Genomic DNA, 12,631 nt, shown 5'->3' on the forward strand with positions numbered 1-12,631 from the left:
TTATGGCCGGCCGACCGCGTGGAACGCCGAGGTCATCACCACCCGCTTGACGCCTGCGTCGCGTGCCGCGCGCAACACGCGCAGGGTGCCCTCGCGGGCCGGCCCGATGACGTCCTGCTCGTTCTTTACCTTGCCGATGTGCACGGGCGAGGCCACGTGCAGGACGGCATCGCATCCGCTCATGGCGTCGGCCCATCCGGCATCGTTTGTCAGGTCGGCGGCGGCGAAGCTGAGACGCTCGCCGCGAGTCATACCGGCGTCGACCGAGCAGCCGGCTTGATCCCGTCACACCGCGTCTGCTCGTCCTTCAACAGCGGCCAGTGCTCAAACAGCTCGTTCACTGAGGCGTCACGGAATCACCGGCCGCCCGCCGATGGCCAGGCCACATGTCGTCATACGCCGCGTCGAAGAACTGCGCCTGCGGCCCGCGCAGCGCGGACCCGTCGGATATGCCGTTCCTCGCTGCCTCCGCGAGGCGGGCCGCATAACGATAGGCAGCGCCTCGCAGAGGTTCACTTCTGGCTGCCAAATCAATCTCCGCATGCGCCAGCCACAGATCATCAATAAGCTGATCGAGCCTGGCATCGGCCATGGCGCCAGCTGCGCCCGTGGGTGCGAGCGCTGCCTTCTCCACCTGCGACGCAAGGCCCAGGAGCTTCAGGACCGCGTTCTTGACCTCTGCCCGGTGCGCGGCTGACTCCTGTGCTTCGAGCTGCCGAGTGCTTGCTCGTGACAGCAGGTACTGGCCAAACAGTGATCCACCCGCGCCGAGCGCAACACCTGCCAGCGACAACAACGCCGGCCCCAAGGTTCCCCAAGATCCCATGACGGGAGTCTCTCAACATCGGGATCGTGGCGGTGCGAGGAGCCCGGCCACCCACGGACCCACTCCTGCTGCGGTGATTGCGAGAAAACTCTTTAAACTCGCCAGCATGTCCGGTCCCACGTTGGTGATCGATTTGGCGGAGCCGCTCTCCCCTGCCGCGCTGCGGGAGTTCCGCGCGCTGATGGTGGGGCTCTCCTCCCACTTCGCCGCGAAGCGGCCCGGGTTCTTCGACGTCAATGTGCCGGTAGAGCGAGTGGGCGTGGAGCACGGGCGGGAGGAGGACGGCCGTCGGCCGTTTCTGGTCTATCTGATGGGGCCGGGTGTCGGTGATGAGAGCCTCTTCGAGGCTGAGCACGCGGATGAGGCGGAAGTTGAGGCCCTCCTCGGCTTCAGGCCGACCCATGCCGTCAATGTCAGCGCCTGCTGCAATCGCGGGATCGATCACGTGGCCACGGCCATGCTGACCGCCGCTGTCATGGACGTCGTCGGGGGCGTGGCCAAAGCCGAGCTGCCGGACGGACAGGCGTCGGTCGCCGCCAACCTTCCGGGGGTCTTGGGGATCACGGACGACGGCTGGACGGTGCTGGGAACAGCGGAGTTCCTGCGGGCCTGGGCTGGGCACCCCGCCTTCCGATTGGTCAAATAGCACAGACTCGCAGGTCGTCGCACTCACCCTTGGTGATGGTGGAGGGCCCACTGCCGGTCGTTCGGCGTTGGCGCGGTTCGCCAGCGCGCCCGGAGAACTCCGTCGTTGTCAGGCATGACGGCGGTGAACAGAGGCACACGTTCACCCGCGTAAACGGGCAGGAGTGCGGCGGCAGAGGCACTGGATATCCGCGCGGTCAGCTCCAGGAAGTCGTCCTCGTTGGCATTGGCGATGGCGCTGTGGATGCGGCCGGCATCGTCCTGCCAGACGCCTTCGACGAGGCCTTCGGCGGGGAGTGCTCCCAGGACGGTTTCCACGTCGCAGGACAAGGGGGGCCATACCTCCAGGCGGGCCCGAGGAGCCAGTGCGGCGCGGACTGTGCTGATGGTGTCGACGGTCAGCCGGTGCCATCGAGTGGCGCCTTCGAGGTACGTCTCTTCCAGCGTTCCGGCGACGCCCTCGCAGACGGCCCGGTGCAAGAAAGCCCAGAAGTCGTCGTCGCCGGGCCGCTGCGTGCCCTCCTCCTCATCCTCGAAGCTGTAAGGGGAGGCATCCATGCGTTCCGGGAACAGTCCGAGTTCGCGGGTCCGGACCAGCGCCTCCGTGCATGGTCGGCTACTGCTGATGTAGAGGTACTGGTCCCACCCCACATGGGCTGCGAAGGTGTCCTCGACCTCCAACCTGCACCACGCGCCGTCGTCGCGCAGCATGGCCCGCACCAGTTCCAGCCCGATGTCGAGCGGCACTTCGGCCCCGTCGTGGAAGTCGGTCAGCCCGGATGGGAAGAGCCCGTCCAGGCCGAAGCCATCCACCGGAGGCTCGACGCCGAAATGTGCCAGGGAGGGGATTTGCGGTTCGCGTACGGTCAGACGATCGATTCCGGTGTCCTTGGCGAACGCCGCAACCGCCTGAAGATAGGCCGCCTCGACGTCACCGTGATCGCTGACGGTGTCCTCCGGGCCGGTGTAGGACCCGTGTTCGTCACGGTCGGCGGGATCGTATTTGTTGACGCTGTAGAAGTAGGCCAGCACCGCCCCATCCTCCAGGAAACGCCGAACTGAGACACCGAGAGGATGGGCGCCCTGCGGCCCTACGGTTCCGTCGTCTCCGCTTCCAGTCGCTCCCTCGTTGTGCGGTCGTATACGCCCGGCTCATCCGTGTCGATCGTGCGGGTCGTCTGGTACGTGGTCACCGCGTTCGTGACGTTGTCGTCGTAGACGCCGTCCGTGTCGTTCAGGTACAGGGCCAACTGGCGTAGCCGCAGTTGCAGTTCGAGGACCTCGTCGCCGTGGTCGCCCGGGCGTAGGACCGGGGCGGTGTCCCTGTCGTGGCCGGGGGCCGGGGACGGGGTGATCGTGCCGGTCGCCTGGGCGGTCGGCGGGGCCTGGGTCGGGGTGGGCGTGCTCGACGGGGTCGGGGACGCGGCCGTCGGGGTGGGCGAGGGGGTCGGGCTCGCTGTGCGGGTCGGGGTGGGAGTGGGTGCCGTCGTCGACTTCGAGGGGGTGGGGCTTGGTGAGGAGGGGGTCGGGGACGCCGCGCTGGTCGTCGCCGCCGGCACGCTCTCCCGTACCTCCTGGGCGGCCGTGTTGTCCCGGTCCGGTTTGTCGTACGTGAACATTCCGCCGGCCAGTCCGCCCGCCGCCAGGATGGCGACCACGGCTCCTGCGACGCCCAGGAGGAGGACCTTGGGGCGGCTGCCCGACCCGTTACTCGGTGGCTCGTCCTCGGAGGGGGAGGGGAAGGGGGAGGGGGTGCTCTCCGGGCCAAGGGGCAGGGGTGTCGCCGGTATCGGTGCCGTTGCCTCTCCGGTCGGCCAGTCGGTCTCCTGGACCGGCGGCATCGGCATCGTGGCCTCGGTTGCCGGGGTGTGGGCCGTGTCTCCGGGCGACCCCGGTGTTTCCGGGGTCAGTTCCACGTACGGGCGTATGCGCAGGGGGTCGAAGTCCTCCGCTGCCGCCGCCTCCGCCGTGCGGTTCTCGAGGTGGGCGTCGGCCGCTCGTTCGGCGCAGGTGCAGGAGGGCGTGTTGTCGGCTCCCCGGGGCGCGCCGCACTCCGGACACACGTGCCCCATCGGATCGTTCACTGCGCGTTGGTCCCTTCCGCGTACGAACCCCCGTACGAATCCCCGAGATTATCCAAAGCCCCTTCACACCTTCTCCCGGAAGCCCCCGGAATCCGGTCTTCCGTCGAATCTCGTGAGGATTCGACAGGCCATAACCGGTCACACCGACCACGATGGGGGTGTCACGAGAGTCACAAGAGTCACAGGACACAGGAGGTGGAGGTCCTCATGGCCGCGGAAGCGCGCGGTAGGACGGGAGACGCGGCGGACGGCGCGGCGGGCGGCGCGGTGCATGGCGCGGCGGACGGGCGGTCGGCGGTTGCCGGGCCCGAACACGTGCCCGGGAACGTACTCGTCTCCATCGGTGCCCTGCTGCTCGGCATGCTGCTCGCCGCGCTCGACCAGACCATCGTGTCGACCGCGCTGCCGACCATCGTCAGCGATCTCGGCGGAATGGATCACCTGTCATGGGTGGTCACCGCCTATCTGCTGGCGTCGACCGCCGCGACACCCCTCTGGGGCAAGCTCGGCGACCAGTACGGCCGGAAGAGGTTGTTCCAGGCCGCGATCGTGATCTTCCTGATCGGGTCGGCGCTGTGCGGTATGGCGCAGAACATGCCCCAGCTGATCGGGTTCCGGGCGTTGCAGGGGCTCGGCGGCGGCGGGCTGATGGTGCTGTCGATGGCGATCGTGGGGGATCTGGTCCCACCGCGTGATCGTGGCCGCTACCAGGGCCTGTTCGGTGCCGTCTTCGGTGCGACCAGTGTGCTCGGGCCGCTGCTGGGCGGGCTCTTCACCGAACACCTCAGCTGGCGCTGGGTGTTCTACGTCAACCTCCCCGTCGGCGCCGTCGCCCTCGGCGTCATCGCGACGGTCCTGCGCATCCCGCGCCGGTCCGCCCGGCATGTCATCGACTACCTGGGCACCTTCCTCATCGCCTCCGTCGCCACCTGTCTGATTCTCGTCACCTCCCTGGGCGACGGCTGGGGCTGGGGCTCGGCGCGGATCGTCGGGCTGGCGGTGCTCGGAGTGGTCCTGGCCGTCGCCTTCGTCCTCGTCGAGCGACGGGCGGCCGAGCCCGTCCTCCCGCTCAAGCTGTTCCGGCTGCGCACCTTCAGCCTCACGGCCGTCATCAGCTTCATCGTGGGCTTCGCCATGTTCGGCGCGATGACCTATCTGCCGACGTTCCTCCAGGTCGTCCAGGGTGTCTCCCCGACCATGTCCGGTGTGCACATGCTGCCGATGGTGCTGGGCCTTCTCCTCGCCTCCACCGTCTCGGGGCAGATCGTCAGCCGCACGGGCCGCTGGAAGGTGTTCCCCATCGCGGGCACCGGCGTCACCGCCCTGGGCCTGCTCCTGCTGCACCAGCTCGACGAGCACAGTTCCACCGGCGAGATGAGCGCGTACTTCCTCGTCTTCGGCCTGGGTCTCGGCCTGGTCATGCAGGTCCTGGTGCTGATCGTGCAGAACGCGGTCTCGTACGAGGATCTGGGCGTCGCCACCTCCGGCGCCACCTTCTTCCGCTCCATCGGCGCGTCCTTCGGCGTGGCCGTCTTCGGTACGGTCTTCGCCGGCCGCCTCGGCGACAAGCTCGAGGACGCCTTCCGGGGCGTACGGCTGCCCGCCGGGGTGTCGGCGGACGCGCTGGAGTCCGACCCGCGCGGCATCGCCGCCCTCCCGCCCGCCCTGCGCCCGGCCGCCCTGGAGGCGTACGCGGCCGCCATCACCGACGTGTTCCTGTACGCCGCTCCGGTCGCCGTCGTCGGCTTCGTCCTCGCCTGGTTCCTGCGCGAGGACAAGCTGCGCGGCTCGGTGACCGCGCCCGACGTCACGGAGACCCTCGCCAGCAACCCGGTCCAGCGGTCGTCCTACGACGAGGTGTGCCGCGCGCTGTCCGTGCTCGGCACCCGCGAGGGGCGCCGCGAGATCTACCGGACGATCACCGCCCGGGCCGGCCTCGACCTGTACCCCGCGGCGAGCTGGCTGCTGCTGCGCATCCGGCGGTACGGCTGGGCGGAGCCCGCGGTACTGGCCGAGCGCAGCCTCGTACCGCCGACCGTGATCATCGAGGCCGCCCGGCAGATCGAGGAACGCCGGCTCGCCGTACGCGAGGGACTCGACCTCGTACTCACCGACCAGGGGCAGGAGACCGCCGAACGGCTCGCCAGGGCCCGTGAGGAGTCCCTGGCCGAGCTGCTGGGCGACTGGTGGGGGCCGGACCGGCCCACCGACCTCGTCCAGCTGGTGAAGCTGCTGAACGAGGAGTTGTGCGGTTCGGACACGGAACAGCCGCACAACGGCTCGGTTGACAGGCTCAGTTGAGGCCCGCCGGACTCCTCGTGTCCGCCAAGTCCTTACGGAACCAGTGCTCGGCGTACTGGCCGTCGTTGTGGGGCTCGGTCTCCGTGTAGCCCAGGCGCGCGTACAGGGCGCGCGCCTCGACGAGGTCGGAGCGGGTGTCCAGGACCAGGTACCGGGCACCGAGGTCCCGTGCCGCGTCCTCCGCCGCGGCCACGAGGAGGGAAGCGCCGCCCCTGCCGCGCACACCCTCGTGGAGGAAGACCCGGGTCAGCTCACCGGTCGTGGCGTCGAGCAGCCGTACGCCCGCACTGCCGGCCGGCTCACCCTCGTACCGGGCGACGAGCAACTGTCCGGTGGGCGGTACCAGTTCGGCACCCGAAACAGCCGCGACCTCGCGCTCCAGCTCGTCGGGATCCGTACGCCGGCCCTCGTGCAGGAGGTACCAGCGGTCGCTGACCTCGGTGTAGTACGCCCGCCAAAGCGCGGCGGCGACAGGGGAGTCGAAGGGCTCCGGGGCGATGGTCCAGGTCATGACCCGCATTCTCCGGAGCCCCCGTACCGGGTGCGCAACCGAATATGTGCGACGGGCGCGAGGTGACCGGCGAGTCCCGCGGTGGGCTGTTTGGGTCGTCGCTTCCGGGCAACCCGGGGACGTAACCGGCCTGTTCGGGCTGTCGGACGGGCGGGTCGGGCGAGAAGTCGGTCGAGAAATCCGGAAGGCGCTCATGTCCACAGGAATGCTCATCGCGCTGATCGTGATCGTTGTCGTCGCGGCCGTCGTCATCGGAGCGGTCGCCCTGAACCGGCGGGCCGCCGGTCCGCACGGCCCACGCGATCTGAAACGGCGCTTCGGACCCGAGTACGAGCGGGTCGTCGCCCGTCACGACGGGGACACCAAGGCCGCCGACCACGAACTGGCCGAGCGCGTCCAACGCCACGGCGACCTGCGGGAACGGCCGTTGGACTCCGCTGAGCGGGAACGGTTCGCGGCCCGTTGGACCGCCGCCCAGGAACGGTTCGTCGAGTCGCCGCGCCAGGCGGTCGCCGACGCCGACCTGCTCCTGGCCGAGCTGGCCGGCGCCCGTGGCTTCCCCGGCGGCGGCGAGTACGAGGAGCAGTTCGCCGCGCTGTCGGTGCACCACGCCCACCATGTGCACGGCTACCGGCGCGTGCACCACGCCGCCCGTGAGGAACGGGCCGGCACGGAGGAGATGCGCACCGCGATGATCGAGGCCCGCGCCTTCTTCGACGATCTGATCGGCGAGCGGGAGCGGCCCCGGGCGAACTCGAAGTCGCGGCTCCACAAGCTTCAGCTGAAGGGGAGTTGACCCACATGACGGACATCGACAACCGGGACGGCAAGAGGCCCCAGACGGCGGAGCCGGAGGGCGGCAGGCACGTCGGCGGCGCTCCCGCCGTACCGCCGTCCCCGCCCACGCCCCCGCCGGCGGCCTCGTCGGCGTCGTCCGGCGCACCGGCTCCCGTCCGCGCCCCCGAGGGCGGTACGTCCCACAGGACCGGGACCGGGACCGCGCTGCTCGCGCAGGACGAGCGGGACAAGCTGACGCTGCGGCTCCAGCACGCCGTCACCGGGTTCGTGGACGGCCCCCAGGAGTCCGTCGAGGAGGCCGACCGCGTGCTGGAGGAGGTCACCGAGCGCCTCACGGAGGCGGTGGCACGCAGCCGCCGTACCGTACGCGCGACCCTGCAGTCCTCCGACGGCAAGGACACCGGCGACACCGAGCGGCTCCGGCTCGCCCTGCGGGACTACCGCGAACTCGCGGAGCGCCTGCTCCACAGCTGACGCACGCGCACCACAGCTGACGCAAGCGCACCACAGCCGTCGCCTAGTCCGCCCGGTCCGCCCGGGTCTCCCGCCACTCCCGTACGACCTCGTCGACGTCGTACGGTTTGAGGCCCAGCGGGGGGCCGGGCGGCGGCTTGAACATCATGTCGCGGATCTTGACGTTGATCTCCGTGACGATCCGGCGGACCGCCCCCTCCGAGGGGGCGGTCCGCGCCGCCATGAGCGCGTCCTCCGCCTCCTTGCGCAGGGCCAGCGTCGGCGGCAGGACCGACAGCCCCTCGCGGGCCATTTTCTGCTTGACCCACCACAGCTCGTCGTACGACGTGTTGCCGCCGTCGGCCAGCGGCTTGCCCGCGCCGGCGAGCCCGGCGAACTCGCCGCGCGCCTCCGCCTCGCGGATCTGTTTGTCGACCCAGGACTCGAAACTCACACCGGCTGGTTTGCGTTCGGTCATGTGTCCATTGTGCCGGACCTCGCCCAACCGGACGATTGGGCGATTTATCATGCGGCGGCGTACGGCAACATGGCTGCCGTACAGGGACTGTTCAGCAACGACTGTCCGCGAGGGCCGGTCGGGTCACTCCGGTGACCGTTCAGAAGGAGCGCACGTGCTCGAACTCACCATGGCCACCGTCTCCGGGACGGACGCCGGCGCCACGGCCGGCATGCTCATGGCCGAGGCGCCCAGCGAACCGGGGGCCATCATGCGGGTGGGCCGGGACAAGGCCGTGTGCCGTCTCGTGACGCCCGACGACTGGCTGTTCGTCTCACGGGTCCACCTGGAGTTCCTGTGCGGCCCCGACAACACCTGGCACCTCTCCTGGCTGCAGGGCTCCCAGCCCGACCCGTCCTCCGAAGTCCGCCTGGTGGTCGGCGAGTACGCCCAGACCGTGCCGTACGGCGGGAGCGTGCCGCTGCCCCGGGGCGGTGCCGGAGAGATCATCGTCCAGGACCGCACCGGGCCGCGCAGCGTCAACGTGGGCTTCTACCACGAGGGTTGAGCCAGGGGCGGTAGTAGCGGCAGTAGCGGCAGTACTCGGGCAGGGCGGGGGCGAGTGCCGAGTCGGGGGAGGGGCTCCTCGCCCTACGCCACGACCCTCGCCAGCGCGAAGCCGTCGTACCCCTTGCTGCCCACCGTCTGCACCGCCGTGCCGCTCAACCTCGGGTGCCCGGCGATGAGTTCGAGCGCGGCGCGGGTGCCCCGGACGCTCGGGTCGGTGGAGTCGCCGTCGGTCACCGCGCCCCCGCGCACCACGTTGTCCACGATGATCAGGCTGCCCGTGGTGGTCAGCCGCAGGGCCCACTCCACGTAGTGCGGGTTGTTGGCCTTGTCGGCGTCGATGAAGACCAGGTCGAACGGCCCGGGGTTCTCGTCGGCCAGCTTGGGCAGCGACTCCAGGGCCGGTCCCGTCCGCACCTCGGTGATGCCGTCGAGGCCGGCCCGGGCGAGGTTGCGGCGGGCGACCTCGGCGTGCTTCTCGTCGTATTCGAGGGTGATCAGCCTGCCGTCGGCCGGCAGCGCGCGGCCCAGCCAGATGGTGCTGTAGCCGCCGAGGGTGCCGATCTCCAGGATGCAGCGGGCACCCTGGATCTGGGCCAGGAGCTGGAGCAGCTTGCCCTGGTTCGGGGCCACGTTGATGTGCGGGAGCCCCTCCGCGTCGCTGTCGCGCAGGGCTGCCTCCAGGGCGTCGTCGGCGGGAGCCAGGAGGGTGGTGAAGTAGTCGTCGACGTCTTCCCAGCGCTGGGACTCGCTCATATGAGTCGTGCCTTCCGTTCGGGACGAGGTGTTTCGGGGCCTGGGTGTGCGGTACGGGACATGTGCCGAGTCATTTGTAGCCCTCACGGGCGACCACCTCGTTGATCCGCGCCTCGTCGAGTTCGTACACCGTCTCACCGGCCCGGGGATCGCGGGCGTGCAGCGTGTGGAACAGCGGGCCGTACGGCGAGCCCAGGTCGACGAGCGTGGCAGAGGCCCCGCGCACCGCCCGTTCCGTGCCCGCCGGGCCGGTCAGGTCGATCCGGTTGACCACTCCCGGCGTCACCCACACCGGCACCGCCTCCAGGTACCCCATGATCTGGAGGTGGAAGTGGCCGCAAAGGATCAGCCGTACGTCGCTGCCACGGACCGCGTCGGCGAGGTCCTCCGGGTTGCCGAGCCCCATCGCCCGCTGGAGCGCGTTGTCGAGGTGGACCGGCGGATGGTGCAGCACGACTGTCGTGCCGTGTGCCGCCGGGGTGCGCAACTCCTCGCGCAGCCAGTCCAGTTGGGCGGTGCCGAGATATCCGTACACCTTGCCCGGCACGAGTGAGTCGAGGGTGACGATCCGATGCCCGTCCACCAGGCTCGCCGCCGCCAACTCGCCTTCGGGGGAAGCGAGTCGGGAGTCGGCGCGGTCCCCGCCCGTCGGGTCGAGGTGGCCGCTGCCCAGTGCCTTCGCGAAGGCGCCGCGTTCGTCGTGGTTGCCGGTGGCGCAGAACACCGGGATGCCCCGCTCCCGGGCGAAGGCGCCCACGAGGTCCCGTACGACCGCGTACTCCTCGGGCGCCCCGCTGTCCGCGAGATCCCCGCTGACGACGACGGCCGAGAGGTCCTCGAGATGCCGTACGTCGGCGAGCATCCCGCGCAGCGAGCCGGTGGTGTCGACGCCGTGGCGGTTGGGCGCGCCGGCGTGGTTGATGTGGGTGTCGGAGAGATGGAGGATCCGCATCCCGCCGACGCTACGCCTCCCCGCACGCGACCGTCGGTCGACCGGAGCAGGTCAGGTGGAAAGAGGTTGCGCGCGTCTCTCACAGGAGACGGTGCGATTCTCCAGGGACTCGTAGAGGATAGGACGCGTGGGTGCAAAACAGCGTCCATGGGATGTTAGGGAACGTACGGAACGTACGGGGCCAACTGGGCAGGAGGTCTGCGGGGCGTGGCGAACGCGGAGCACGGTGGTGGAGCGGGAGGTGCCTTGCAGATGGGCGCCGCCGGGACAGTGCAGGCACGGCTGAAGGTGGCCCGTGCGGCGCTCTGGCTCATCGTCGCCGTCCTCGCGGTCAGACAGGTCGCCGCCGTGCTCAGCACCCCCAAGGCGGACCGGCTGACCGACCTGGAGACCTGGGTCGGGCCCGACGGCGTTCTGCATGTCAAGGGGTCGCTGTACGACTCGACGCGGTTCACCGGCACGCCCTTCGGCGGACTCGTCCTCAAGCCGCTCACCCGGGCCGCCGAGCAGGCCCTCGGCTGGGGCTGGACCTTCGGCACGCTGCTGCTTGTCGTCGTACTCGGTGTGGTCGCCGCCCGCGCCCTGCCGACGCCCGTGAGTCGCCGCACCTCGCTGCTCGCCGCGCCCGTCGCGATCAGCCTGCTGATGCTGTCGCTGCCCGTGCGCAACACCCTCTACCTCGGCCAGACCAGCATCATTCCCGTCCTGCTGGTCCTCCTCGGCTGCTTCGTCGCGCGTGAGGAACGGGCCGCCGGTGCGCTCATCGGGCTCGCGGCGGCCCTGCAGCCCACGGTGCTGCTGTTCGCGCCGCTGCTGTGGCTCACCGGCCGGCGCCGGGCTGCCGTCTCCGCCGGGGTCACCTTCGCCGCCTGCACCGCGCTCGCCTGGGTCGCCATGGCGGACGACTCGTACACCTACTGGGTCCACCACCTGGGCGGGGCCGGGCTCGGCGGACCCGCCGACGACCTCGCCAACCAGTCCCTGCACGGGGCGCTGCTGCGGCTGGGCTTCGAGGGGCCGCTCGAGATCGGCCTGTTCCTGGTGCTCGGCGCGGGCGTCGCCGTGCTCGGGCTGCGCCGGGCGGTGCGGTACGCCGAGGACGGTCAGCTGCTGCTCGCGGTCGCGATCACCGGCTGCGCCGCCGTCGTGGTCTCGCCCACGTCCTGGCAGCATCAGCTGCTGTGGGTGCTGCTCGCTGTCGTCGGGCGGGTCGGCAGGCGCGCCTCCGACCGGTACATGTGGCCGGTCGCCGTCATCGTGGTGATGACGCTGCCCGCGAAGATGGTCATCCCCAACATGGGTCCCCTCCATCCGGTCCGCGACAACGTTGTACTGCTGGCCGCGGTCGCCGCCGCCACGGTCGTACCGTTCCTGTCCCGGGCCTCGGAGCACTACCGCTCACCGGTGCCCACGGTCTACGCGGCGCCGGTCCCCGCACGCTTCCGCCGCGTGCCGCTTCTGCCGTTCCTGCGGCGGGTGCTCACGCGCCCGAACCTGCTGCTCGAACTCGTGCTCATCCGGGTCACCTACGCGGCCTATCAGAAGGTGCGGCTCGCCGCGGCGGGGGACACGACCACGAGCGGTCGGGCGACCGCCGAGGCGCACGGTCACCAGATCCATGACATCGAGAAGTTTCTGCACATCGACATCGAGCACTGGGGCAACCACACGGTCGTGGGGATCGGCTGGCTGCGGGAGTTCTTCGACTTCTATTACACGACGTTCCACTTCTTCGTGCCGCTGGCCGTGCTGGGTGTTCTGTACTGGCGTCGGCCGGTGGACTACCGGTGGGCGCGGGCGTCGCTCGGCTTCACCACGCTGCTTGCTCTTGTCGGGTTCTGGCTCTATCCGCTGGCGCCGCCGCGGTTGATGCCGGGGCTGGGGTTCATCGACACGGTGCACGGGGTGCAGGACTTTTCCAAGCCGGACTATGGCACGTTGACGGCGTTGGCCAATCAGTATGCGGCGATGCCGTCGTTGCATTTCGGGTGGTCGTTGTGGTGTGGGGTGGTGATGGCGGTTGTTGCGCCGAGGTGGTGGATGAAGGGGGTGGGGTTGTTGCATCCGTTGTTCACCGTGGGGGCGATTGTGGCTACGGGGAATCACTGGGTGTTGGATGCGGTGGGTGGGGGAGTGGTTGTTTTGGTGGGGTTTGGGTTGTCTTATTTGTTTATGGGGCCGCGGGCTCGGGATGTGGGGCGGGGAGTTGAGGTAGTTGGTGGGGTGCGGGCCGGTGGGGGCTTGTCGCGCAGTTCCCCGCGCCCCTAAAAGCAGGGCCGGT

Annotated in this window: 14 protein-coding genes; 6 read left to right on the top strand and 8 right to left on the bottom strand. The window is 69.9% G+C overall.

Annotated elements, in window-relative coordinates:
• Both ABZ855_RS04955 and ABZ855_RS04960 read right to left on the bottom strand, forming a co-directional pair.
• Window positions 1-252, bottom strand: coding sequence for an NAD(P)H-binding protein (locus ABZ855_RS04955; RefSeq protein ID WP_360800975.1), 252 nt, complete (start codon window positions 250-252; stop codon window positions 1-3).
• An 85-nt stretch (window positions 253-337) separates the two neighbouring features.
• Window positions 338-826, bottom strand: a complete 489-nt coding sequence (locus tag ABZ855_RS04960; RefSeq protein WP_360800978.1) for a hypothetical protein — start codon at window positions 824-826, stop codon at window positions 338-340.
• A 106-nt stretch (window positions 827-932) separates the two neighbouring features.
• Between ABZ855_RS04960 and ABZ855_RS04965 the strand changes: the two genes are divergently transcribed.
• Complete coding sequence (locus ABZ855_RS04965; protein ID WP_360800981.1) at window positions 933-1,472, top strand: DUF6368 family protein; 540 nt, start codon at window positions 933-935, stop codon at window positions 1,470-1,472.
• A 23-nt stretch (window positions 1,473-1,495) separates the two neighbouring features.
• On the opposite strand, the gene ABZ855_RS04970 is transcribed toward ABZ855_RS04965, so the two are convergent.
• Both ABZ855_RS04970 and ABZ855_RS04975 read right to left on the bottom strand, forming a co-directional pair.
• Entirely contained in the window at window positions 1,496-2,503 is a 1,008-nt protein-coding gene (locus ABZ855_RS04970) for an RNA-binding protein (RefSeq protein WP_360800984.1), read from the bottom strand.
• Window positions 2,504-2,562: 59 nt separating this feature from the next.
• Entirely contained in the window at window positions 2,563-3,555 is a 993-nt protein-coding gene (locus ABZ855_RS04975; RefSeq protein ID WP_360800987.1) for a peptidoglycan-binding protein, read from the bottom strand.
• Window positions 3,556-3,762: 207 nt separating this feature from the next.
• Here ABZ855_RS04975 and ABZ855_RS04980 point away from each other — a divergent pair, with 207 nt between their 5' ends.
• A complete protein-coding gene (locus tag ABZ855_RS04980; protein WP_360800990.1) occupies window positions 3,763-5,856 on the top strand; it encodes an MFS transporter in 2,094 nt (697 codons plus the stop codon).
• Here ABZ855_RS04980 and ABZ855_RS04985 read toward each other — a convergent pair.
• Window positions 5,849-6,367, bottom strand: a complete 519-nt coding sequence (locus tag ABZ855_RS04985; RefSeq protein ID WP_360800993.1) for a GNAT family N-acetyltransferase — start codon at window positions 6,365-6,367, stop codon at window positions 5,849-5,851. The two genes, ABZ855_RS04980 and ABZ855_RS04985, sit on opposite strands and share 8 nt — an antisense overlap.
• A gap of 193 nt (window positions 6,368-6,560) precedes the next feature.
• Between ABZ855_RS04985 and ABZ855_RS04990 the strand changes: the two genes are divergently transcribed.
• Both ABZ855_RS04990 and ABZ855_RS04995 read left to right on the top strand, forming a co-directional pair.
• A complete protein-coding gene (locus ABZ855_RS04990) occupies window positions 6,561-7,163 on the top strand; it encodes a hypothetical protein (RefSeq protein ID WP_360800996.1) in 603 nt (200 codons plus the stop codon).
• A 5-nt stretch (window positions 7,164-7,168) separates the two neighbouring features.
• A complete protein-coding gene (locus ABZ855_RS04995; RefSeq protein ID WP_360800999.1) occupies window positions 7,169-7,639 on the top strand; it encodes a hypothetical protein in 471 nt (156 codons plus the stop codon).
• Between the two features lie 43 nt (window positions 7,640-7,682).
• Here the strand turns inward: ABZ855_RS04995 and ABZ855_RS05000 are convergent, their stop codons facing one another.
• Complete coding sequence (locus ABZ855_RS05000; protein ID WP_360801002.1) at window positions 7,683-8,096, bottom strand: DUF1992 domain-containing protein; 414 nt, start codon at window positions 8,094-8,096, stop codon at window positions 7,683-7,685.
• 154 nt (window positions 8,097-8,250) lie between these two features.
• Here ABZ855_RS05000 and ABZ855_RS05005 point away from each other — a divergent pair, with 154 nt between their 5' ends.
• The gene (locus ABZ855_RS05005) at window positions 8,251-8,643 is read left to right on the top strand and encodes an FHA domain-containing protein (RefSeq protein ID WP_105971499.1); all 393 of its coding nucleotides are present in this window, start codon (window positions 8,251-8,253) and stop codon (window positions 8,641-8,643) included.
• A gap of 83 nt (window positions 8,644-8,726) precedes the next feature.
• Here the strand turns inward: ABZ855_RS05005 and ABZ855_RS05010 are convergent, their stop codons facing one another.
• Both ABZ855_RS05010 and ABZ855_RS05015 read right to left on the bottom strand, forming a co-directional pair.
• Complete coding sequence (locus ABZ855_RS05010; protein ID WP_360801006.1) at window positions 8,727-9,398, bottom strand: O-methyltransferase; 672 nt, start codon at window positions 9,396-9,398, stop codon at window positions 8,727-8,729.
• 70 nt (window positions 9,399-9,468) lie between these two features.
• A complete protein-coding gene (locus ABZ855_RS05015) occupies window positions 9,469-10,350 on the bottom strand; it encodes a metallophosphoesterase (RefSeq protein ID WP_360801009.1) in 882 nt (293 codons plus the stop codon).
• Between the two features lie 252 nt (window positions 10,351-10,602).
• On the opposite strand from ABZ855_RS05015, the gene ABZ855_RS05020 reads away from it, so the two are divergent.
• On the top strand, window positions 10,603-12,618 hold the full coding sequence (locus ABZ855_RS05020; RefSeq protein WP_360801160.1) for a bifunctional glycosyltransferase 87/phosphatase PAP2 family protein: 2,016 nt from the start codon (window positions 10,603-10,605) through the stop codon (window positions 12,616-12,618).
• The last annotated feature ends 13 nt before the right edge of the window (window positions 12,619-12,631 follow it).

It is taken from the genome of Streptomyces sp. NPDC047042, assembly GCF_040644035.1.
In the GTDB taxonomy this organism is placed as follows: domain Bacteria; phylum Actinomycetota; class Actinomycetes; order Streptomycetales; family Streptomycetaceae; genus Streptomyces.

Bases quoted from the DNA above. Each gene is read 5' to 3' on its own strand.
- ABZ855_RS04955 (WP_360800975.1), bottom strand. From the start codon at position 252: ATGACTCGCGGCGAGCGTCTCAGCTTCGCCGCCGCCGACCTGACAAAC.
- ABZ855_RS04960 (WP_360800978.1), bottom strand. From the start codon at position 826: ATGGGATCTTGGGGAACCTTGGGGCCGGCGTTGTTGTCGCTGGCAGGT.
- ABZ855_RS04965 (WP_360800981.1), top strand. From the start codon at position 933: ATGTCCGGTCCCACGTTGGTGATCGATTTGGCGGAGCCGCTCTCCCCT.
- ABZ855_RS04980 (WP_360800990.1), top strand. From the start codon at position 3,763: ATGGCCGCGGAAGCGCGCGGTAGGACGGGAGACGCGGCGGACGGCGCG.
- ABZ855_RS04985 (WP_360800993.1), bottom strand. From the start codon at position 6,367: ATGACCTGGACCATCGCCCCGGAGCCCTTCGACTCCCCTGTCGCCGCC.
- ABZ855_RS04990 (WP_360800996.1), top strand. From the start codon at position 6,561: ATGTCCACAGGAATGCTCATCGCGCTGATCGTGATCGTTGTCGTCGCG.
- ABZ855_RS04995 (WP_360800999.1), top strand. From the start codon at position 7,169: ATGACGGACATCGACAACCGGGACGGCAAGAGGCCCCAGACGGCGGAG.
- ABZ855_RS05000 (WP_360801002.1), bottom strand. From the start codon at position 8,096: ATGACCGAACGCAAACCAGCCGGTGTGAGTTTCGAGTCCTGGGTCGAC.
- ABZ855_RS05010 (WP_360801006.1), bottom strand. From the start codon at position 9,398: ATGAGCGAGTCCCAGCGCTGGGAAGACGTCGACGACTACTTCACCACC.
- ABZ855_RS05015 (WP_360801009.1), bottom strand. From the start codon at position 10,350: ATGCGGATCCTCCATCTCTCCGACACCCACATCAACCACGCCGGCGCG.
- ABZ855_RS05020 (WP_360801160.1), top strand. From the start codon at position 10,603: ATGGGCGCCGCCGGGACAGTGCAGGCACGGCTGAAGGTGGCCCGTGCG.